The organism is Stenotrophomonas sp. NPDC077420 (genome assembly GCF_044543385.1).
Taxonomy (GTDB): Bacteria; Pseudomonadota; Gammaproteobacteria; order Xanthomonadales; family Xanthomonadaceae; genus Stenotrophomonas.
In genome coordinates this window covers 321,959-343,566 of the sequence record NZ_JBITVZ010000002.1, presented here as the reverse complement: position 1 = coordinate 343,566, position 21,608 = coordinate 321,959, and the positions used below count along the sequence as shown (strand labels likewise).

Annotated in this window: 21 protein-coding genes and 1 tRNA gene; 18 read left to right on the top strand and 4 right to left on the bottom strand. The window is 67.7% G+C overall.

Annotated elements, in window-relative coordinates; genetic code table 11:
* Window positions 1-102 precede the first annotated feature (102 nt).
* The 4 genes from ACIGII_RS03620 to ACIGII_RS03605 all read left to right on the top strand — a co-directional run bounded on the left by ACIGII_RS03620 (window position 103) and on the right by ACIGII_RS03605 (window position 4,542).
* On the top strand, window positions 103-1,128 hold the full coding sequence (locus tag ACIGII_RS03620) for an aspartate-semialdehyde dehydrogenase (protein ID WP_399640344.1): 1,026 nt from the start codon (window positions 103-105) through the stop codon (window positions 1,126-1,128).
* Between the two features lie 89 nt (window positions 1,129-1,217).
* A complete protein-coding gene (locus ACIGII_RS03615) occupies window positions 1,218-3,113 on the top strand; it encodes a FimV family protein (protein ID WP_399640341.1) in 1,896 nt (631 codons plus the stop codon).
* Window positions 3,114-3,115: 2 nt separating this feature from the next.
* Entirely contained in the window at window positions 3,116-3,889 is a 774-nt protein-coding gene (truA, locus tag ACIGII_RS03610; protein ID WP_399640338.1) for a tRNA pseudouridine(38-40) synthase TruA, read from the top strand.
* On the top strand, window positions 3,886-4,542 hold the full coding sequence (locus ACIGII_RS03605; protein WP_102944514.1) for a phosphoribosylanthranilate isomerase: 657 nt from the start codon (window positions 3,886-3,888) through the stop codon (window positions 4,540-4,542). Before truA ends, ACIGII_RS03605 begins: the two co-directional genes overlap by 4 nt.
* A 52-nt stretch (window positions 4,543-4,594) precedes the next feature.
* On the opposite strand, the gene ACIGII_RS03600 is transcribed toward ACIGII_RS03605, so the two are convergent.
* A complete protein-coding gene (locus ACIGII_RS03600; protein ID WP_399640335.1) occupies window positions 4,595-5,482 on the bottom strand; it encodes a LysR family transcriptional regulator in 888 nt (295 codons plus the stop codon).
* Between the two features lie 96 nt (window positions 5,483-5,578).
* Here ACIGII_RS03600 and trpB point away from each other — a divergent pair, with 96 nt between their 5' ends.
* From trpB to glmM, 5 genes are all read left to right on the top strand, one after another.
* Window positions 5,579-6,796 (top strand): tryptophan synthase subunit beta, encoded by a 1,218-nt coding sequence (gene trpB, locus ACIGII_RS03595; protein ID WP_399640332.1) that lies wholly within the window; start codon window positions 5,579-5,581, stop codon window positions 6,794-6,796.
* A complete protein-coding gene (locus tag ACIGII_RS03590; RefSeq protein WP_399640330.1) occupies window positions 6,793-7,458 on the top strand; it encodes a hypothetical protein in 666 nt (221 codons plus the stop codon). Before trpB ends, ACIGII_RS03590 begins: the two co-directional genes overlap by 4 nt.
* A 1-nt stretch (window position 7,459) precedes the next feature.
* The gene (gene trpA / locus ACIGII_RS03585; protein WP_399640327.1) at window positions 7,460-8,272 is read left to right on the top strand and encodes a tryptophan synthase subunit alpha; all 813 of its coding nucleotides are present in this window, start codon (window positions 7,460-7,462) and stop codon (window positions 8,270-8,272) included.
* A gap of 545 nt (window positions 8,273-8,817) precedes the next feature.
* Window positions 8,818-9,696 carry an acetyl-CoA carboxylase, carboxyltransferase subunit beta gene (gene accD, locus ACIGII_RS03580; protein ID WP_399640324.1) on the top strand — a complete coding sequence of 293 codons (879 nt, stop codon included), beginning with the start codon at window positions 8,818-8,820 and terminating at the stop codon, window positions 9,694-9,696.
* Complete coding sequence (glmM, locus tag ACIGII_RS03575) at window positions 9,696-11,063, top strand: phosphoglucosamine mutase (protein ID WP_399640322.1); 1,368 nt, start codon at window positions 9,696-9,698, stop codon at window positions 11,061-11,063. The genes accD and glmM overlap by 1 nt, the downstream gene beginning before the upstream one ends.
* A gap of 34 nt (window positions 11,064-11,097) precedes the next feature.
* Here glmM and ACIGII_RS03570 read toward each other — a convergent pair whose 3' ends face one another.
* Genes ACIGII_RS03570 through ACIGII_RS03560 form a run of 3 tightly spaced genes read right to left on the bottom strand, consistent with a single transcriptional unit; the run spans window position 11,098 to window position 14,989 of the window.
* A complete protein-coding gene (locus ACIGII_RS03570) occupies window positions 11,098-11,952 on the bottom strand; it encodes a polysaccharide deacetylase family protein (RefSeq protein WP_399640320.1) in 855 nt (284 codons plus the stop codon).
* Window positions 11,939-13,090, bottom strand: coding sequence for a glycosyltransferase family 4 protein (locus tag ACIGII_RS03565; RefSeq protein WP_399640318.1), 1,152 nt, complete (start codon window positions 13,088-13,090; stop codon window positions 11,939-11,941). The genes ACIGII_RS03570 and ACIGII_RS03565 overlap by 14 nt, the downstream gene beginning before the upstream one ends.
* 33 nt (window positions 13,091-13,123) lie before the next feature.
* On the bottom strand, window positions 13,124-14,989 hold the full coding sequence (locus ACIGII_RS03560) for a DUF3413 domain-containing protein (RefSeq protein WP_399640315.1): 1,866 nt from the start codon (window positions 14,987-14,989) through the stop codon (window positions 13,124-13,126).
* A 206-nt stretch (window positions 14,990-15,195) separates the two neighbouring features.
* Here ACIGII_RS03560 and ACIGII_RS03555 point away from each other — a divergent pair, with 206 nt between their 5' ends.
* The 9 genes from ACIGII_RS03555 (at window position 15,196) to nuoE (ending at window position 21,605) form a co-directional block, all read left to right on the top strand.
* Window positions 15,196-16,131: an isopenicillin N synthase family dioxygenase gene (locus tag ACIGII_RS03555; RefSeq protein WP_399640313.1), complete on the top strand. Its 936-nt coding sequence runs from the start codon at window positions 15,196-15,198 to the stop codon at window positions 16,129-16,131.
* A gap of 348 nt (window positions 16,132-16,479) precedes the next feature.
* Entirely contained in the window at window positions 16,480-17,235 is a 756-nt protein-coding gene (tpiA, locus tag ACIGII_RS03550) for a triose-phosphate isomerase (protein WP_399640311.1), read from the top strand.
* Between the two features lie 54 nt (window positions 17,236-17,289).
* Window positions 17,290-17,733 (top strand): preprotein translocase subunit SecG, encoded by a 444-nt coding sequence (gene secG / locus ACIGII_RS03545; RefSeq protein ID WP_399640309.1) that lies wholly within the window; start codon window positions 17,290-17,292, stop codon window positions 17,731-17,733.
* Between the two features lie 65 nt (window positions 17,734-17,798).
* Window positions 17,799-17,883, top strand: a tRNA-Leu gene (locus tag ACIGII_RS03540).
* A 112-nt stretch (window positions 17,884-17,995) separates the two neighbouring features.
* The gene (locus ACIGII_RS03535) at window positions 17,996-18,352 is read left to right on the top strand and encodes an NADH-quinone oxidoreductase subunit A (protein WP_399640306.1); all 357 of its coding nucleotides are present in this window, start codon (window positions 17,996-17,998) and stop codon (window positions 18,350-18,352) included.
* On the top strand, window positions 18,343-18,897 hold the full coding sequence (locus ACIGII_RS03530; RefSeq protein ID WP_017354657.1) for an NADH-quinone oxidoreductase subunit B family protein: 555 nt from the start codon (window positions 18,343-18,345) through the stop codon (window positions 18,895-18,897). The genes ACIGII_RS03535 and ACIGII_RS03530 overlap by 10 nt, the downstream gene beginning before the upstream one ends.
* A 32-nt stretch (window positions 18,898-18,929) precedes the next feature.
* Window positions 18,930-19,679, top strand: a complete 750-nt coding sequence (locus ACIGII_RS03525) for an NADH-quinone oxidoreductase subunit C (protein ID WP_399640303.1) — start codon at window positions 18,930-18,932, stop codon at window positions 19,677-19,679.
* Entirely contained in the window at window positions 19,676-20,983 is a 1,308-nt protein-coding gene (locus ACIGII_RS03520) for an NADH-quinone oxidoreductase subunit D (RefSeq protein ID WP_399640301.1), read from the top strand. The genes ACIGII_RS03525 and ACIGII_RS03520 overlap by 4 nt, the downstream gene beginning before the upstream one ends.
* Before the next feature lie 94 nt (window positions 20,984-21,077).
* Entirely contained in the window at window positions 21,078-21,605 is a 528-nt protein-coding gene (gene nuoE / locus ACIGII_RS03515; RefSeq protein ID WP_145479907.1) for an NADH-quinone oxidoreductase subunit NuoE, read from the top strand.
* Window positions 21,606-21,608 lie beyond the last annotated feature (3 nt).

Sequence of the window (21,608 nt, the reverse complement as noted above, 5' to 3'; positions counted from 1 at the left end):
GGCCATCACGTGAGGTTCCCCGAGCCCAATCCGCAACGCGTGTCCCCTTCTTCACCACGGTAGGTACCGACCGTTGGTCGGTACATCATCAAAGAGAATTCCATGAGCAATCAAGATCGTCGTTTCCACGTCGCAGTCGTCGGTGCCACCGGCGCCGTCGGCGAAACCATGCTGGCCATCCTGGCCGAACGCAACTTCCCGATCGCCACGCTGAGCCTGCTCGCGTCCTCGCGTTCGGCGGGCGGCGAGATTGAATTCGAAGGCAACAAGGTCAAGGTCCAGGACCTGGCCACGTTCGACCCGAGCGGCGTGGACATCGCGCTGTTCTCCGCAGGCGGCAGCGTGTCCAAGGAGTACGGCCCGAAGTTCGCTGCCGCTGGCGCGGTGGTGATCGACAACTCCTCGGCCTTCCGCTACGACGATGACGTGCCGCTGGTGGTGTCCGAAGTGAACCCCGAGGCGCTGAAGAACCGCCCGCGCGGCATCATCGCCAACCCGAACTGCTCCACCATGCAGATGCTGGTCGCGCTGGCCCCGCTGCACCGCCAGTACGGCATCCAGCGCATCAACGTGGCCACCTACCAGTCGGTCTCCGGCGGCGGTCGTTCCGCGCTGGAAGAGCTGGGCAAGCAGACCGGCCAGCTGCTCAGCTTCCAGGACATCGACCCGCAACGTTTCCCGGTGCAGATCGCCTTCAACCTGATCCCGCACATCGACGACTTCCAGGACAACGGCTTCACCAAGGAAGAGATGAAGCTGGTCTGGGAAACCCGCAAGATCCTCGGCGACGACAGCATCCTGGTGAATCCCACCGCGGTGCGCGTGCCGGTGTTCTACGGCCATTCCGAAGCGGTCAGCATCGAAACCCGCGACAAGGTCACCCCGGACGCCGCGCGCGAACTGCTGTCGCGTTCGCCGGGCGTGGAAGTTGTCGACAAGCATGAGGCCGGCGGTTACCCGACCCCGGTCACCCATGCCTCGGGCACCGATGCGGTGTATGTCGGCCGTATCCGTGAAGACCTGTCGCACCCGCGCGGCCTGAACCTGTGGATCGTCTCGGACAACATCCGCAAGGGTGCCGCGCTCAACGCGGTGCAGCTGGCCGAGCTGGTCGCCGCCGAAGGCTGATGGATGCACACGCGCACGCAGGGCGCCACGCCCTGCGTGGCTGAAATGCCGCGTGGCCGGATGGGTCGGGAATCGCTATATTGCCTGCCATGAAGAACCGGGTTACGGGCGCGTTGCGCCCGCTCAAGTATGCGTCGACCCTGCTGCTGGCCCTGGCCAGCAGCTCCGCCATGGCGCTCGGCCTTGGCGACATCCGGGTGCTGTCCAAGCCCGGCCAGCCACTGCTGGCTGAAATTCCGGTCATTTCCGCCGATCCGTCCGAACTGGAAAACCTGCGCGTGGCGCTGGCTTCGCCCGTCACCTTCGCCCGGGTGGGGCTGGAGCGGCCCACCGGATTGGTCAGCGAACTGCAGTTCGAGCTTTCCCGCGACAGCAACGGACGCGCGGTGGTGCGGGTCAGCTCGCAGGCGCCGGTGACCACGCCGTCGCTGAATTTCCTGATCGAAGCGGACTGGGGCCAGGGTCGCCTGGTGCGCGAATACTCGGCGCTGGTCGATGCGCCCGACAGTGCGCTGGCCGTGGCCGAGCCGGAAATCGTCGCGCCGGCCGGCGCCATGTCCAACGCCATCGCGCGCGAAGCCGCCGCCATGCAGGCGCCTGCGCCCGCGCCGGTGCCGGCCACGGAGCCCCAGCCCTCGCGCACCGGCCCGGTGCCGCCGCGCGCTGCCGCACCGTCGCCGCCGGCCGCCGCCGTTGCCGCCGATGGCAGCATCACGGTGCAGCGTGGCCAGACCCTGTCGCAGATCGCCGTCGGCGTCGCCCGCGAGCAGGGCATCAGCCGCGACCAGGCCATGATCGCGCTGCTGCGCGCCAATCCCGAAGCCTTCATCCGCGGCAACCTCAACCTGCTCAAGCAGGGCGCGGTGCTGCGCACGCCCGGCGCCGACAGCCAGGTCGATGCCGGCCAGGCGGCCGCCATGGTCCGCGAGCACGCCGCGCAGTGGCGCCAGGCCCGTTCGGCCATTCCGCAACCGGCCAGCGGCGGTGCAGCGCCCGCGCCCGCGGCAACCGCTACCGCTGCGTCAAGCGCTGGTGCGCCGGCGTCTGGCGGGCGGCTGGAGATCGCCCCGGCGGTCGCCGCCACCGACAACAACGCAGGTACAACCACCGGCACCGCTGCCGGCAGCGAGGGTGACATGCTGGGCAATGAACAACTGCGGCAGGCCAAGGAAGACGTGGCCACCCGCGATGCCGAGATCCAGGAGCTGCGCAACCGCGTGGCCGAACTGGAAAAGCTCAAGCAGCAGCAGGCGTCGTTGATTGCGATGAAGGACACCGACCTGGCGGCTGCCCAGCAGCGCCTGGCCGACGCACCGGCCGCACGCGAAAGCGGTGGCGGCGGTTGGGCCTGGTTGGGAGGCGCGGTGCTGCTGCTGGTAGTGGCTGGCTGGGCCGTCTCGCGCCGCCGCAAGCCGTCGCCGCTGCCACCGCTGCGCCGCGAGGGCCTGGATGCGGCCAGCCTGGCCGCGGCGGTTCCGACCGCCGATTACGTGGACGAACTGGCCGCACAGCGCGACCTCGACGCCGACGCGGTGGATCTGCGCGATGCGCCGGATTACGTGCTGGCCGGCGATGTCGAGGTCGAGCCGGTACGCCGCGAGCCGGTGTTCAGCCTGGAGCCCGAGCCGGGCCGTGCGGCCGTTGACGACACCGCCGGGCCGCTTGCCGGCGTACCCGCTGCCGAGCCCGTGGACGAGGACCCGCTGCCGCCGCACGCACGCGAAGCGGCCGCGCAACCGTCCTACCGGGGGGTGTTCGAGTTCCCGGACGAGGCCATTGCGGCCGATGCCGTGGAACCGGTGCCGGCCGCTGAAGCGGGTGCTGCACCGGTCGGTGCACCCGGCCGCGAGCGCCTGGAACTGGCCATCGCCTACCTGGACCTGGGCGACGCCGACACCGCGCGCACCCTGCTGCTGGAAGTGGCCCAGGGCGGCGACATGCACAGCCAGCTGCAGGCCCGCGAACTGCTGGCGCGGCTCAGCTGAGCATGCGCTACGCACTGGGCATCGAGTACGACGGCAGCGAATACAAGGGCTGGCAGCAGCTCGGCGAGAGTGGCTGTCCCAGCGTGCAGGCCAGCCTGCAGGACGCGTTGTCGTCGGTGGCCGACGCGCCGATCCAGGTGGTCTGCGCCGGGCGGACCGACGCCGGCGTGCACGGCGAATGCCAGGTGGTGCACTTCGACACCGACGTGGTGCGCGATCCGCGCAGCTGGACCCTGGGCACCACCACCCGGGCGCCGCGGTCGATCGCGGTGCGCTGGTGCGTGCCCGTGGCCGACGACTTCCACGCGCGGTTCTCCGCGCGTGCGCGCCGCTACCGCTACCGCCTGCTCAACCGCGCCATCCGCCCGGCGCTGTACCGGCAGAGCCTGAGCTGGGAGCGGCGCCCGCTGGATGCCGCGCGGATGCACGAAGCAGGGCAGGCCCTGCTGGGCGAGAACGACTTCAGTGCCTTCCGCAGCGTGCAGTGCGAGGCCCTGCATGCCCGCCGCGAGTTGCAGGCGATCAGCGTGACCCGCCAGGGTGAGGTGATCGAGGTCTGTGTTCAGGCCAATGCATTCCTTCATCACATGGTGCGCAATATCGTCGGTTCATTGATCCTGATCGGCAGTGGGGAAAAGCCGGTGTCGTGGATGGCCGAACTGCTGGCCGGCCAAGACCGCACCGTGGCCGGGCCCACCGCGCCGCCGCAGGGATTGGTATTTGTTGGCCCGTTGTATCCCGACAACTGGCACCTTCCTGCCGAGGTCACCCTATGAGCCGCTCTTTCTACCGCACCCGCATCAAGTTCTGCGGCATGACCCGCGCGGGCGACGTGCGCCTGGCCGGCGAACTGGGCGTGGATGCGGTGGGCTTCATCTTCGCCAGGGAAAGCAGGCGCCGCGTGGCCCCGGCCGAAGCCCGCGCCATGCGCCAGGCGATCGCGCCGATGGTGGACGTGGTGGCGCTGTTCCGCGACAACAGCAAGGAAGAGGTGCGCGAGGTGCTGCGCACCGTGCGCCCGACCCTGTTGCAGTTCCACGGCGACGAAGACGAATCCTTCTGCCGCAGTTTCAACATGCCGTACCTGAAGGCGGTGGCGATGGGCGGCCGTGAAGAGGTCAACGCCCGCCAGCTGCAGCTGCGCTACCCCAGCGCGGCCGGCTTCCTGTTCGACAGCCACGCCCCGGGCGGCGGTGGCGGTACCGGCGTGGCCTTCGACTGGACCCGCCTGCCGACCGGCCTGCACCGCCCGTTCCTGCTGGCCGGTGGCATCACCCCGGACAATGTGTTCGACGCCATCGTCGCCACCCTGCCGTGGGGCGTGGACGTGTCCAGCGGGATCGAATCCGAACCGGGCATCAAGGACGGCTACAAAATGCGCAAATTCGTCGAAGAAGTCCGCCGCGCCGACTGCCACGAAGCCGATTGAGCCCAACAATCTCGATCGGCGGTAGCTCCCGAGCGTTGGTCGGGAGACACATTTACCGCAGCGTTTCCGCCAACCAATCCCCCAGGGCCTGCACCCGCGCATCCGGCGCGTCCTCTGGCGTGGCCAGCACCCAGAATCCCCCTGTCGCCCCAAACCCCCATGGCGCCAGCAGCCGGCCTGCGGCCAGCTCGTCGGCCACCAGCGGCTCCGGTGCGATCGCCACGCCCAGCCCGGCGACTGCCGCTTCCAGCAGGTAATACAGGTGCTCGAATCCCGTGCCCAGCACCAGCAGGGCAGGGTCCAGGCCGTGTGCCTGGGCCCACTCCGGCCACGCCTGCGGGCGCGAGGTGGTGTGCAGCAACGGTTCGCCCAGCAGTGCCGACGGTGGCTGGCGGCGCAGGCGCGCCGCCGCCGGGTGGTGGGGGCTGACCACCACCCCGACCCGTTCCGGTGCCAGTTCCCGCACCTGCCAACCGCGCGGCCACGGCGGCTGCGCCAGCAGCAGCAGCGCGTCCAGTGCCCGCTGTTGGTCGGTGAAGCTGCCGTCCTGCGCCGACCAGTGCAGGGCCAGGTGTGGAAGATCGGCCTGCAGCGCAGGCAGGCGTGGAATCATCCAGCGCGCCAGGATGCTGCCACTGCAGCCCAGCACCAGCGCTTCGGGCCGCTGCCGGCGCTGCAGCGTGGCGACCGCTTCGCGGATCTGGCCGAAGGCCCCGGCGCAGGCTGCCTGCAGCGCCTTGCCGGCGGCGGTCAGGCGCAGGCCGCGGCCAGCGCGTTCGAACAGTGTCACGCCCAGGTGGTCTTCGAGCAGCCGCAATTGGCGACTGATCGCGCCGTGGGTCACATGGAGCTCCCCGGCGGCACGGCCCACGCCGCCCAGCCGGGCGGTGGCCTCGAAACTGCGCAGGGCGTTCAGGGGCGGCAGGTGGGGGTCGCTCATGTGAGTTTTCCTGACGGGTCAGGGCAGATAATATCGATATTCGGTTCCGGACATGTGCGGTAAATTGTCAGCCTGTCTCCCCCTGGCTGTCGCGTCATGTCCGCATCCCCGATCACCGATTTCCACGCCTATCCCGACGCCAACGGTCATTTCGGTCGCTACGGCGGCAGTTTCGTCGCCGAAACGCTGATCGGGCCGCTGCAGGAACTGGCTGCCGCCTATGACCAGGCGCGCCGCGATCCAGCTTTCATTGCCGCCTACGACAAGGACCTGACCCACTATGTCGGTCGGCCCAGTCCGATCTATCACGCCGAACGGCTCAGCCAGCAGGTCGGCGGCGCGCAGATCCTGCTCAAGCGCGAAGACCTGAACCACACCGGCGCGCACAAGATCAACAACACCATCGGCCAGGCCCTGCTGGCGGCGCGGATGGGCAAGAAGCGCATCATCGCCGAGACCGGCGCCGGCCAGCATGGCGTGGCCAGTGCCACCGTCGCCGCGCGGCTGGGCCTGGAGTGCGTGGTGTACATGGGCGCCACCGACATCGAGCGCCAGAAGATCAACGTCTACCGCATGAAGCTGCTGGGCGCCACGGTGGTGCCGGTAACCTCCGGGTCGGCCACGCTCAAGGACGCGCTCAATGAAGCCATGCGCGACTGGGTCACCAACGTGCGCGATACCTTCTACATCATCGGTACCGTGGCCGGTCCGGACCCGTACCCGCGCATGGTGCGCGATTTCAATGCGATCGTCGGGCGCGAAGCGCGCGCGCAGATGCTTACCGACTACGGTCGCCTGCCCGATGCGATCACCGCCTGCGTGGGGGGCGGCAGCAATGCGATCGGCCTGTTCCATGCCTTCCTCAACGACCGCGACGTCCGCATCGTGGGCGCCGAAGCCGCTGGCGATGGCATTGAAACCGGCCGCCATGCCGCCTCCATTGCCGCGGGTCGGCCGGGCGTGCTGCATGGCAACCGCACCTACGTGATCTGCGACGACGATGGCCAGATCATCGAAACGCACTCGGTATCGGCGGGCCTGGATTACCCCGGCGTAGGCCCCGAACACGCGTTCCTGGCCGATAGTGGCCGCGCCGAATACGTGGGCATCACCGACGAGGAAGCGTTGGCTGCCTTCCACCAGCTTGCGCACAGCGAAGGCATCCTGGCAGCGCTGGAATCCAGCCATGCGGTGGCCCAGGCGATCAAGCTCGCGCGCGATCTGCCGCGCGACAAGCTGGTGCTGTGCAACCTGTCCGGTCGCGGCGACAAGGACGTGCACACCATCGCGGCGCGCGAGGGTCTGGTCCTGTGAATTCCGCGCTGCGCCAGGGAAGTGCGCTGCTGATGATGGTCGGGATGGCCGCCTGCACGCCGCCGGACCCGCCCGTGCTGCCGCCTGCGGCGGGGCCGGCAGCGGTCGCGCCGGCCCGGGAGGCGGCCGACCGTGACGACGCCCATGCGCAGCGGCCGCTCGAGGCGGACGCCGCCGGGGAAGAGGCGCCTGCGGTGGTGTCGGTCGCGCTCGATCACGCCGGCGACGTGCTGGTGGGGCAGCGCTTCAGCGCAGCCGATGTCACCGAGGCCTGGCATTCAGCCGGGCTGGCCGATGGCCTGGGCAGCGGCGCCTGCGACTATTACGAGCGCGGCAGCCTGCCCGAAGGCGTGTCGATGATGGTCGAGGACGACCACGTGCAGCGTTTCGACCTGGACCCGATTGACGGCTCGTACGACGCCATCGCCCAGCCGGGCCCGTTCGGGATCCGCCTGGGCATGTCCCGTGCGCAGGCGCTGGCCCTGTTGCCGCCGGGCAGCACGAGCAGGCCGCACGCCTACGACCCGGAGGTCGGCGAGTACGTGACCTGGCAGGATCCCGGCTCGGATCTGGCGATCCGGCTGGAGATCTTTGGCGGCGAGATAACGAAGCTTTACTGGGGCGCCAGCGGCGCCGTCGAACTGATTGAAGGATGTGCCTGAGATGCCTGTTGCCCGTATTGATGCCTGTTTCGCCCGCCTGCGCGCCAGCCGCCGCAAGGCACTGATTCCCTTCATCACTGCCGGTGACCCGGGCCTGGACGCCACCGTGCCGGTCATGCATGCGCTGGCCGCCGCCGGCGCGGACGTGATCGAACTGGGCGTTCCGTTCTCCGACCCGATGGCCGATGGCCCGACCATCCAGCGCAGCTCCGAGCGTGCGCTGGCCAGGGGCGCCGGCCTGCGCTACGTGCTGGACACGGTCACCGCCTTCCGCACCCGTGATACCACCACCCCGGTGGTGCTGATGGGCTACCTGAATCCGGTGGAGATCCATGGCACCGCGCGGTTCGCCGACGCCGCCATTGCCGCCGGCGTGGACGGCGTGCTGCTGGTCGACCTGCCGCCGGAAGAGGCCGGGGAGACCCTGGCGATCTTCAACGCGGCCGGGCTGGCACTGATCCTGCTGGCCTCGCCGACCACGGCCGACACGCGGCTGGACCTGCTGGCGTCGATGGCGCGCGGGTACCTGTATTACGTGAGCTTCGCCGGTGTCACCGGCGCCTCCGAGCGCCTGGACAGCGGCGCCGCCAGCGCGCGCCTGCGCGACCTGCGCGGCCGTTCGCAGGTACCGGTGGTGGCCGGGTTCGGCATCAAGGACGCGCAGAGCGCCGCGGCGATGGCCCAGGAAGCCGACGGCGTGGTGGTGGGCAGCGCCCTGGTGGCGGCGTTGGGGGACGCGGCCGACGCCGCCGACGCTGTGCGGGTTGCGGGGCGCTTCCTGCAGCCGCTGCGCGAGGCGTTGGATCGCGGCTGACGGCGTGTGCCGACCAACGGTCGGCACCTACCGGTGTGGTGCGCCGACCAACGGTCGGCACCTACCGGTGTGATGTGCCGACCCACGGTCGGCACCTACCGGTGTGATGTGCCACCCACGGTTGGCACATACCGGTGTGATGTGCCGACCAACGGTCGGCACCTACCGGTGTGATGGGCCGACCAACGGTCGGCACCTACCGGTGTGATGTGTTGACCCACGGTTGGCACATACCGGTGTGATGTGCCACCCACGGTTGGCACGTACCGGTGTGATGTGCCGACCAACGGTCGGCACCTACCGGTGTGATGGGCTGGTCCACGGTTGGCGCTGACCGGGTCGCGGCCGCGTTCCGGTAGCGCCCGACCGTTGGTCGGGCGGCGGCGCACCGCGCCGGCCGTTCGCGGAACCGCCGAACGTACGGGACAGCATGGTTTTCACGCCGCGTTTACCGCAGCAGCAGGGGGTCCCGACCACCGAACCGGTGAGCTAGACTGTCGTCCCTTGCGGCCTACGGGCCGCCCTGAACGGAAGTGTCATCCCGCATGAGTTGGCTCACCAAGTTGATGCCGTCGGGCATCCGCACCGACAACGTCCCCAGCAAGAAGCGCAGCGTCCCCGAGGGCCTGTGGGAAAAGTGCAGCAGCTGCGGCAGCGCGCTTTACGGTCCTGAGCTGGAAGAGAATCTGGAAGTCTGCCCCAAGTGTGGCCACCACATGGCCATCCGCGCTCGCGCGCGCCTGGCGTCGCTGTTCGACCTCGACAGCACCACCGAGATCGCCGCACGCCTGGGTCCGACCGACCTGCTCAAGTTCAAGGACCAGAAGAAGTACAGCGAACGCATCAAGGCCTCGCAGAAGAACACCGGCGAGTACGACGCGCTGATTGCGATGCAGGGCCTGCTCAAGGGTCGGCCGCTGGTCGCCTCGGCGTTCGATTTCGCCTTCATGGGCGGGTCGATGGGCTCGGTGGTGGGCGAACGCTTCTCGCTGGCCGCCGAAAAGGCGCTGGAGATCGGTGCCCCCTACGTGTGCTTCTCCGCCAGCGGCGGTGCACGCATGCAGGAAGGCCTGTTCTCGTTGATGCAGATGGCCAAGACCTCGGCCGCACTCGGTCGCCTGCGCGACGCCGGGCTGCCCTACATCTCGGTGCTGACCCATCCGACCACCGGCGGCGTATCGGCCTCGTTCGCGATGCTGGGCGACATCAACATCGCCGAACCGCAGGCGCTGATCGGCTTTGCCGGCCCGCGCGTGATCGAACAGACCGTGCGCGAGAAGCTGCCGGAAGGCTTCCAGCGCTCGGAGTTCCTGCTTGAGCACGGTGCCATCGACCAGATCTGCGACCGCCGCGAGCTGCGCGATCGCCTGGCCGAGCTGCTGGCCCTGCTGGGCCGCCAGGCCGCCCCGGACGCCGCTGCCTGATGGCCGCGCGCAGGTATTTCGGCACCGACGGCATCCGCGGTCGGGTCGGGCAGGGCGTGATTTCGGCCGATTTCGTGCTGCGCCTGGGCAATGCGCTGGGGCGCGTGCTGACCGAGCGCGGCAACCACGCCCCGGGCCAGCGCCCGGTCGTGGTGATCGGCAAGGACACGCGGATCTCCGGCTACATGTTCGAAGCGGCGCTGGAGGCCGGGCTGGTGGCGGCCGGTGCCGACGTGCAACTGCTCGGGCCGATGCCCACGCCGGCGGTGGCGTTCCTGACCCGCACGCTCGGCGCCGACGCCGGCATCGTGATCAGTGCCTCGCACAACCCGCACTACGACAACGGCATCAAGTTCTTCTCCGCCGACGGCGAGAAGCTCGACGATGCAACCGAACTGGCGCTGGAAGCGGCGCTGGACACCGACTTCACCACGGTCGATTCCGATCGCCTGGGCAAGGCGGCGCGTGCGCGCGATGCGGTGGGCCGCTACATCGAGTTCTGCAAGGCCAGCGTGCCGCGCGGATTCGACCTGCGCGGGCTGAAGATCGTGCTCGATTGCGCGCATGGCGCCACCTACCACATCGCGCCACTGCTGTTCCGCGAGCTGGGTGCGGATGTGGTGGCCATTGGTGCCGAGCCCAATGGCGTGAACATCAATGACGGTGTCGGTTCGATGCACATCGACAATCTCGCTGCGAAGGTGGGCGAGGTGAAGGCGGACCTGGGCATTGCCTTCGACGGCGATGGCGACCGCGTGCTGATGGCCGACGACCAGGGCAATCCGGTCGACGGCGACGACCTGCTGTATGTGCTGGCGGCGGCGTGGCAGACGTCCGGCCGCCTGCGTGGACCGGTGGTCGGCACGCTGATGACCAATTTCGGGCTGGAACAGGCACTGGAGCGCCTTGGCCTGCCGTTCGTGCGCAGCAACGTCGGCGACCGCTATGTCCACCAGGCCCTGGTGGAGGGCGGCGGCGTGCTCGGTGGCGAGGCCTCGGGCCATCTGCTGTGCCTGGACCGGGCAACCACGGGCGATGCCATCGTCAGTGCGCTGCAGGTACTGGAAGTGCTGCGGCGCGATGGCGTGTCGCTGCGCACGGCGCTTGCCGACGTGACCAAGGTGCCGCAGAAAACCGTCAACGTGCGCCTGGGCGACGCGTCTGCCAAGGCCATCGTCCAGTCCGCGGGCGTGCAGGCGGCACTGGCCGATGCGCAGCAGGCGGTGAAGGGGCGCGGCCGCGCGTTCCTGCGCCCCTCCGGCACCGAGCCGGTGGTACGCGTCACGGTCGAAGCCGATACCGCCGAGCTGATGCAGGGCACCCTGGACAGCCTGTCCGCCGCGGTGAAGGCGGCCGCAGCGGCCTGATGAAGAGGAACCCGGCGTCGGCCGGGTTTTCTTTTTACGGCCCCGGCACCATGTTTTTCTGCCGGGCCTTGAAGCGGTTGAAGACCGGCGCGATCAACGGGTGGTAGCTCCAGGCGATGCGCTTGCGCAGCCAGCTGGCGGGGCGGTTGCGGATCGCGAAACGATAGATGTGCTCCGGATCGCCCCCCACCACGTTGCGCCCGAACGGATGCGTGGTGTGCAGGTAGCGGAATCCGTGCGCGCGCGCGATCGGCAGGTAATCTTCGTCGAAATCGCCATACGGCCAGCACAGCGTGTCCGACACCTCGCCGAGTTGTTCCTGCAGCACGCGGCGTGCGGTCTCCAGGTCGCCGTCGATGCCTGCGCATTTCTGCTCACGGCTGATGTCCTGCTTCATCCAGCGCGTGTGGGTATGGGTGTGGCAGTGCACCTCGAACGTGCCGGCGGCGATCATCGCGCGCGCTTCGCTCCAGCGCATCATCACCTCGTCGTGGCGGTTTTCGCGCAGGATCGCCGCTTCGCAGCCGCGATGATCCGGCGTCGCCGGAAGTGCCGCGCCGGGCTGGCCGGCGTGCGGGCGCAGCGGGCCGTCCCCCATCCAGCCGGTAACCACGAAGACCACCGCATGCATGCCGTACTTCTGCAGGATCGGGTGCGCGTACACCCAGTTGTCCAGGTAGCCGTCATCGAAGGTGATCACGATGGACTTGCGCGGCACCGGCTTGCCGGCCAGGAAATCGGCGTACTGCGCCAGCGTCAGCGACGTCCAGCCGTTGCGCGCCAGCCAGGCGATCTGGCTCTCGAAGTTTTCCGGCGACACCGTGATCATCCCCGGCGAGGGCGACACGTGGTGGTGCATCAGCACCGGCACGGTTCTAGCGTTGGCCATGGCCCAGTTCCTTCAACCACTGGTGGTAATAATACTCGGTGGCCTCGGTGTGGCCGGCCGGGGCGAAACGGTGCGCGGTGCGCATCCAGTCCCACCCGGCCTGGCCCATCTGCCGACGGCGCTCGGGCTGTTCGATCAGCGTCTGCAGCGCGCCGGTCAGGGCAGCCTGGTCGCCCAGCGGAGCCAGCAGCGCATTGCTACCCTCGACCAGCATCTCCGGCACGCCACCGACGCGGGTGGCCACGATCGGCACGCCCACGTAGGCCGCTTCCAGGAACACCGTGCCGGCGGCTTCCTTGTGGCTGGCCAGTGCGAAGATGTCGAACGCCGTCATCAGTCGGCAGGCGCCCAGCCGGTAGCCGAGCAGGTGGACCTGCGCTGCAATGCCGAGTTCCTCGCGCAGCGCGGTCAGGCGCTCCATCACCGGCTTGCCGTCGCCGACGATCACCAGCTGCAGGTTCGGATGCTGGCGGCAGAGCGGCGCGATGGCCCGCAGCAGGTCGGCATGGCCCTTGGCTTCGCGCAGCACCGCCACGCAGCCGACCAGGATATGGTCCTCGCCGAAGCCCAGCTCGCGGCGTACCTCGGCGCGGGTGTCCTGCAGGCACTGCCAGGCATCGTCGTCGGTCGCCTGCGTCCACTGCGGCGGCACCGCGATTGGCGGCACGATGCCGATGTGGGCGTCGGCGATGCCGCGATGGACCAGCAACTGCTTGACGAAGCTGCTGACGGTGAGCACGCGGTGTGGCAGGCCGGTGTAGGTGAGCAGGGAATTGACCGGGCTCATCAGGTGGCGGGAGCGCACCACCAGCGGCGCGCCCCCCAGCCGCGCGCCCGCGGCGGCGATCAGGGCATCGCGTCGGCTGGTGGTGTTGACCACGTCGTAGGTATGCCGCCGGACCAGGCGCGAAACCGACCAGATCCCGCGCAGCAGCCGCAGCAGCCCGCCCATCTTCAACGCGTGCACGGTGAACCCGGCCTCGCGGGCGATCTCGCCCAGCCGCGCGCCGGGCTGGCACAGCAGCGACACGTCGTGTCCGCGCTCGCGCATGGCCAGCATGTGGCGGTAGATATAGATCTCCTGCCCACCAAATCCCTTGGCGGCTTCGGTATGCAGGATCTTGAGGGGCTTGTTCATCGTGAACGTTCCGGGGGTCTCAGACAGTCAACGTCATGGCTTGCGGAAGTGGGTCAATGCGTTCCATGCGGTGCGCACCGCGGCCGGGTCCGGCGACTGCCCGGCCACGGGCAGGTAGTGCGCGTCCAGCGTGGTGGCGTTGCCGAACTTGTCGAACACGAACGTGCGGTCGCCCTGGCGGATGCCGCGCTGCGACCAGCTCTCCACCAGCAGGGGTCGGGCGGGGCGGGCGTCGTCGAACAGGTCCTGGCCGGTGCTGAAATCGCTCAGCGGGTTCTCGCAGCCCAGGCCATGCCGCATCAGGGTCGGTACCCAGTCTTCATGGCTGCTGGCGCTGGCATGCGCGGTCGGCGCCCGGCCCGACCACTGCAGTACGAACGGCACCTGCAGCTGGTAGTCGGAGAAGTTGCCGTTGTGTCCCCAGTAATTCAGGCCCAGGTCGTTGAATTCCTCGGCGTGGTCACCGGTCACCAGCACGATGGTGTTGTCGGCCTGGCCGCTGTCGCGCAGGGTCGCCAGCAGCTGGCCCACCAGCGAGTCGGCGTAGTGCACGGCGGTGCGGTAGCGGTTGCGCTCCGGCGTTGCGTCGTGGTCCTCGTCAAAGGCCAGGAAATTCACGTTGTCGGCCATCGGCGTGGCCAGCGCCGGGTAATCCTGCGGCAGGTGGTAGGGCGCATGCGTGCTGTCCAGGAATGCCATCCCGAACCAGGGGCGGTCGGCGGTGGCGCGGATGTCCGCACCCAGCGCCTCGACGATGTGGCGGTCGCGCGCGGCGACCGGCAGCTCCGACGGTGCGGTGTGCAGTTGCGCGCGGACCTGGGCGAACACGGTGCGGTCGAACTCCGGGCTGTACAGCGGGGCGCTGCCGTACAGATGCAGGTCGTAGCCCTGCCGCTGCAGCACCTCGAACAGGACCGACCCGCGCTGTTCGGCGAGCATGCTTGACCAGTAACCGCCGGGCAGGCCATACAGCAGGCCGAACACCCCATAGCGGGTGGCGTTGCCGCTGCTGTAATGACGCTCGAAGCGCTCGGACTGCTGGGCCATGCGCCAGGTGTTGGGCATGGTGGTCGCATCCAGTGCGTCATGCCGGAGCGATTCCAGCACCACCACCAATACGTTGGGGCGGGTATGGCTCTGGCAGCGCAGCGGTCGCAGCGGGTACTGCAGCTGGCTGTGGCGGGGGTCGGGCAGGTTGGCCTGGGGCAGGCTGCGCACGCCCAGGCGATGCATGTGTCGCTTGGCGGTGATCGGCTGCGCCCAGGGCAGATAGGCCCACTGGCCGGTGACGGCGCGCTCGCCCAGGGCGTCGTAGTACGCGGTCGCGGCCTGGCCGGTTGCCATCAGCAGCAGTCCGGCGCTCCAGGCCAGCAGCACGGGCCGGCGCCGGGCGCGCTCGGGCAGCAGCTTCCAGCATGCCCACGCCAGCAGGCCCTGCGCGGCCGCGACTGCGGCCAGGATGCCGAGCGACTGCAGCCAGCTCTGCCACGACAGCGCCACCTGGTCCTGCAGGGCGCCCCCGAACACCATGTTCACCACCATGGCATTGAGGTGGAAGCGGTACAGGGCGAACACCTTGGCATCCACCAACAGCAGGCACAGCCACAGGCCCTGCAGCACTACCGCGCTTACCACCAGCGGGCGCGGCGAGCGCGGCCACAGGCCCAGGGCAAGCGGCAGCAGCGATACCAGCGCACCGAAGGCAAGGAAATGGCCCGGCAGCGCGATGGCCAGGTAGCCCAGTCCCAGCGCACCGCCGGGGTTGTCCTGCATGGGGGTGTTGCCCAGCGCGATGGCGACGGCAACGCAGGCGTTGACGGCGGTGAACAGGCTGAGCCAGGCCAGTCGCGTCCAGCGCGTCGGCACCGACAGCGGGGTAGGGGAGTGCGTTACGTCCATGCAGGGTCAGGCGCGAAAAGGGTGAATCGGAAGACGGGCGGCGGCGGCGTCCTATGCCTCCCCGTCGCGATCTGGCGGCGGGATGCGCGCATTGTATCGAGATGTATCAATGTATCGGCGGCGCGTATTGCCCGATCTGGCACAATGTTCAGCCGGGCCACAGCCAATGGACCCGCATCCCCACCTTGAACACGCCAGGAACCGCAGTGAGCCAGATCCCCACCCTCGACATCACCCGCTTTGACAGTGACCGCGATGCCTTCGTCGCCGAGCTGGGGGCGGCCTACCGCGAATGGGGTTTCGCGGGCATCCGCAACCACGGCATTCCGCAGGCGGACATCGACGGGGCTTACGAGGTCTTCAAGGCCTTCTTCGCGCTGCCGGAGCAGACCAAGCTGCAGTACCACCTGCCGGGCACCGGCGGTGCGCGCGGCTATACCCCGTTCGGGGTGGAAACGGCGAAGGGGTCCAAGCACTTCGACCTGAAGGAGTTCTGGCACATCGGCCGTGAGATCCCGGACGACTCGACGTACCGTGACGTGATGGCCCCCAACCTGTGGCCGACCGAGGTTCCGGGTTTCAAGGAGAAGGGCTACGGCCTGTACCAGGCGCTGGACACGCTGGGCTCGCGCGTGCTGTCGGCCCTGGCGCTGCACATCGGCCTGCCGATCGACTTCTTCGCCGACAAGACCAACAACGGCAACTCGATCCTGCGCCCGATCCACTACCCGCCGATCACCGCTGACGACATCCCGAACGTGCGCGCGGGCGCCCACGGCGACATCAACTTCATCACGCTGCTGGTCGGCGCGAGCGCGGCCGGGCTGGAGGTGCAGTCGCACGAGGGCAAGTGGGTGCCGTTCACCTCGGACGCGGACACCATCGTGGTCAACATCGGCGACATGCTGCAGCGCCTGACCAACCACGTGTACCCGTCGACCATCCACCGCGTGGTCAACCCCCCGGGCGAGCAGGCGCGCCAGCCGCGCTACTCGGTGCCGTTCTTCCTGCACCCGAACCCGGACTTCCTGATCGACGTGCTGCCGACCTGCATCACCCCGGAAAACCCGAGCCGCTACCCGGAGCCGATCACCGCGCATGGCTTCCTGGAAGAGCGACTGCGCGAGATCAAGCTGAAGTGATTGTTGAAGGCCACCGCGAGGTGGCCTTTTTTATTGGTGCCCTCGCCCCCGAAGGTGGGTCGATGCCGGACGGAAACAGCGCCACGACCAACGGTCGTGGCCTACCAATGGGTGATCGATCATTCCGGTAGGTGCCGACCGTTGGTCGGTACGCCTTACCGCTCCAATGCGTGCGCCCCGGCCCCGCAACCCATACGAGCCGGTAACCTTGATCTGCTCTGGCTCTGGCTCTGGCTCTGGCTCTGGCTCTGGCTCTCGCAATATCCAATTGAAATGTAAGCGTTTTCGGGAAACGCGGATTCGTTACATCCGGTATCATTGCCGGCTGATACCCAAAGGAGCCCGCCCATGCGCCGCAAGATCGTCGCCGGTAACTGGAAGCTGCACGGCAGCCGCCAATTCGCGACCGACCTGGTCAGCGACATCGTCGCCAGCCTGCCGAAGGAGGGGGTGGAGGTCGTCATCCTGCCGCCGCTGCCGTACCTGGGCGAGCTGGTCGACGCCTTTGAAGGTCGTGCTGTCGCTTTTGGCTCGCAGGACGTCAGCTCCAATGAAAAGGGCGCCTATACCGGCGAAGTCTGCGCCGCAATGCTGGCCGACGTCGGCGCACGCTATGGCCTGGTCGGCCACTCCGAGCGCCGCCAGTACCACAATGAAAGCAGCGAACTGGTCGCCCGCAAGTTCGCCGCCGCCGTGCACGCCGGCCTGGTCCCGGTGCTGTGCGTCGGTGAAACCCTCGAGCAGCGCGAAGCCGGCCAGACCGAGGACGTCATTGCCGGGCAGCTGGCCCCCGTGCTGGAACTGGTCGGCGCGGCCGGCTTCCAGCATGCCGTGGTTGCCTACGAGCCGGTCTGGGCCATCGGCACCGGCCGGACCGCCAGCAAGGAACAGGCCCAGCAGGTCCATGCCTTCATCCGTGGCGAAGTGGCCAAGCGGGATGCTAGAATCGCCGATTCGTTGCCGATCCTGTACGGCGGCAGCGTGAAGCCCGACAATGCCGGGGAGCTGTTCGCGCAGCCCGATGTCGATGGTGGGCTGGTGGGCGGCGCCTCGCTGGTGGCCGCGGATTTCCTGGCCATCGCCCATGCGGCGGTCGGGCACTAACAAGAATGGTTGCCGGCCCCGGGTCGGCACGCAATGTCCGAGGACGGATTCGAAATGCTGATGTTGATCCTCAATGTGGTCTATGTGCTGGTGGCGGTTGCCATGATCGCGCTCATCCTGATGCAGCGTGGTTCCGGCGCGGCCGCAGGCTCGGGCTTCGGCGCTGGCGCCTCGGGCACGGTGTTCGGCGCGCGTGGTGCGTCCAACTTCCTGTCCAAGTCGACCAAGTGGCTGGCCGTGGTGTTCTTCGGCATCAGTCTGTTCATGGCCTGGTATGCCACCCATGGCGCACGCCCGATGGCCCAGCAGGATCTCGGTGTGATGTCGGCCCCGGCGGCGGCCACCGCCCCGGCCGTCCCCGCCGGCGAGCTTCCGGCCGTGCCGAAGGCCCCGGAAGCCGCTGCGCCGCAGCCGGTTCCGCCGGCGGCTGTGCCGGCTCAGGCGGAAACGCCGAAATCGGGTGAAGAAAAGCCTTCGGAAGGCTCCCAGACTCGCTGAAGACGGTTACAATATGCGGCGCGTTGGGGGAATCCGGTAGGAACTCCCCTCGGCGCGATACGTAAGCCCAGGTGGCGGAATTGGTAGACGCACTACCTTGAGGTGGTAGCGACTTAGGTCGTAGGGGTTCGAGTCCCCTCTTGGGCACCATTTTGTTTGTAAGCGGGTTCGTCTGGCGCGCAAAGCGCCAGTAACGTTTTCCGTCCACTCCCCCATGCCAAGACGCCTGCAGGCGTGGCGGCAGAGGCAAGAGAGAATCGCTGTGCTGGCCGAATATTTGCCGTCCCTGCTGTTTCTGATGGTTGCCACCGGTATCGGCGTTGCGCTGATGGCGATTGGCCGATTCCTCGCTCCCCGACGACCAGACCTTAAAAAGCTCTCGCCGTACGAATGCGGCTTCGAGGCTTTCGAAGATGCGCGCATGAAGTTCGACGTGCGCTACTACCTGATCGCCATCCAGTTCATCGTATTTGACTTGGAAATCATCTTCATCGTGCCGTGGACCCAGGTCTTCATGGAGCTGGGCGCACGTTCGCTGGTCACGATGGGCCTGTTCGTGGGCATGCTTTTCCTCGGTTTCATTTACGTCTGGAAGAAGGGAGCGCTGGAATGGGAGTAATTCAGACTCTCGATGGCCTGATGAACAACCCGGTCCCGGAAGGGCGGGTCGACGACATCCTGCGCCCCGAAGGCGACAACCCGCTGCTCGAGAAGGGCTACGTGACCACCAGCGTCGACGCGCTGTTGAACTGGGCACGGACCGGCTCGATGTGGCCGATGACCTTCGGCCTGGCCTGCTGCGCGGTCGAAATGATGCATGCCGGCGCCGCGCGCCTGGACCTTGACCGCTACGGCGTGGTGTTCCGCCCGTCGCCGCGTCAGTCCGACGTGATGATCGTGGCCGGCACCCTGGTCAACAAGATGGCCCCGGCCCTGCGCAAGGTCTACGACCAGATGCCGGACCCGAAGTGGGTCATCTCCATGGGCAGCTGCGCCAACGGTGGCGGCTACTACCACTACTCCTATGCAGTGGTGCGTGGCTGCGACCGCGTGGTCCCGGTGGACGTGTACGTCCCCGGTTGTCCGCCTACCGCCGAAGCGTTGGTGTACGGGATCCTGCAGCTGCAGAAGAAGATCTGGCGTACGCAGACCATCGCCCGCTGACCTCCATCCTGACAAGAGCGCGCCAAGCCCCCATGGCAGAGCAAGCATCCTTCATCGACCGACTCTCCGCACGTTTCGCTGGTGCGCAGGTCTTCGTGGTCGAACCCCGCGGCGAAGTGACGCTGGAAGTGCCCGCTGCCGACTGGCATGCCACTGCGCTGGCGCTGCGCGACGAACTCGGTTTCGAGCAGGCGGTCGACCTGTGCGGCCTGGACTACCTCGGCTACGGCAGTGATGAGTGGGACACCGCCGATGTCTCCTCGCACGGCTTCAGCCGTGGCGTCGAAGGCACGTCGGTCGGCCGTTTCGCCTGGGGCGAGTTCCCCACCCGCGAAACCCCCGAAGGCACCCAGCCGCAGCCGGTGCCGCTGCAGCGTTTCGCCGTGGTCGCCCAGCTGCGTTCCTACCAGCACAACCTCACCATGCGCATCCGCTGCTTCGCGCCGAACGAGGAACTGCCGGTGGTCGCCTCGCTGACCAGCGTGTGGCCGGGCCTGAACTGGTTCGAACGCGAAGCGTTCGACCTGTTCGGCGTGATCTTCGAAGGTCACCCGGACCTGCGCCGCATCCTGACCGACTACGGCTTCGTGGGGCATCCGTTCCGCAAGGACTTCCCGCTGATCGGCAACGTCGAAGTGCGCTACGACGAAGAAAAGAAGCGCGTGATCTATGAACCGGTGACCTCGGTGGAACCCCGCGTCGGCGTGCCGCGCGTGATCCGCGACGATGCCCGTTTCCAGACCGCTGCCGGTGAAACCGCGCAGTCGGAGGCAAGCAAGTGAGTGAGTTCAACCAGGCCCACCAGGCATTTGCGAGCAACCCGGCCGAACTGCGCCAGGAAATCCGCAACTACACCATGAACTTCGGTCCCCAGCATCCGGCCGCGCACGGTGTGCTGCGCCTGATCCTGGAAATGGACGGCGAAACCATCATGCGCGCCGACCCGCACGTCGGCCTGCTGCATCGTGGCACCGAAAAGCTGGCCGAATCCAAGCCGTTCAACCAGTCCATCGGGTACATGGACCGCCTGGATTACGTGTCCATGATGTGCAACGAGCACGCCTATGTGCGCGCCATCGAAACCCTGATGGGAATCGAAGCGCCCGAGCGTGCCCAGTACATCCGCACCATGTTCGACGAAATCACCCGCATCCTGAACCACCTGATGTGGCTGGGGTCCAACGCGCTCGACCTGGGCGCGATGGCGGTGATGCTGTACGCCTTCCGCGAGCGCGAAGAGCTGATGGACTGCTACGAAGCGGTCAGCGGTGCGCGCATGCACGCGGCGTACTACCGTCCGGGCGGCGTCTACCGCGACCTGCCGGACCAGATGCCGAAGTACAAGGAATCGCGCTGGCACAAGGGCAAGGCCCTCAAGAACCTCAACGCCTCGCGCGAAGGGTCGCTGCTGGACTTCCTGGAAAACTTCACCGTCGAGTTCCCCAAGCGCGTCGACGAATACGAAACCCTGCTCACCGACAACCGTATCTGGAAGCAGCGTACGGTCGGCATCGGCGTGGTCAGCCCGGAACTGGCACATGCCTGGGGCATGACCGGCGTGATGCTGCGCGGCTCGGGCATTGCCTGGGACCTGCGCAAGAAGCAGCCGTACGCGAAGTACGACGCCGTTGATTTCGACATCCCGCTGGGCAAGGAAGGCGACTGCTACGACCGTTACCTGGTCCGCGTGGCCGAGATGCGCGAATCCAACCGCATCATCAAGCAGTGCGTGGACTGGCTGCGTGCCAACCCCGGCCCGGTGATGGTCAAGAACTTCAAGGTCGCGCCGCCCAGCCGCGAGGACATGAAGGACGACATGGAAGCGCTGATCCATCACTTCAAGCTGTTCAGTGAAGGCTACTGCGTCCCGGCCGGCGAAACCTATGCCGCGGTCGAAGCGCCCAAGGGCGAGTTCGGCTGCTACCTGATGTCCGATGGGGCCAACAAGCCGTTCCGCGTGCACCTGCGCGCGCCGGGCTTCGCCCATCTGTCCTCGATCGACTCGGTCGTACGCGGGCACATGCTCGCCGACGTGGTGGCCATGATCGGCACCTACGACCTCGTGTTCGGTGAGGTGGACCGGTAATGGCCCGCGCATGCACGATGCCAGACACCTGCCGGCTGCTGCCGGCGCTGCAGGTTCTGGTTCCCCACGATTTGGTATCTGCTGAGGTCGGCCGATGAAGGCGACAGGTAATTTCGAGGCGGCGCGCGACGTCGACCCGATGGTGGTGTTGAGCGACAAGACGCGCGCGCACATCGAACACTGGCTGTCCAAGTTCCCGCCGGACCGCAAGCGTTCGGCGGTGCTGCAGGGCCTGCATGCCGCCCAGGAACAGAACGGTGGCTGGCTGACCGACGAACTGATCGCCGGCGTGGCCAAGTACCTCGACCTGCCGCCGGTGTGGGCCTACGAAGTGGCCAGTTTCTACTCGATGTTCGAGCTGGAAAAGGTCGGCCGCCACAACGTCGCCTTCTGCACCAACATCAGCTGCTGGTTGAACGGCGCCGAAGACCTGGTCGCGCATGCCGAGAAGAAGCTCGGCTGCAGGACCGGCCAGTCCACCGCCGATGGCCGCATCTACCTCAAGCGTGAAGAAGAATGCCTGGCCGGTTGCGCCGGTGCGCCGATGATGGTCATCAACGGCCATTACCACGAGCGCCTGACCGTCGAGAAAGTCGACGAGCTGCTGGACGGGTTGGAGTAAGAC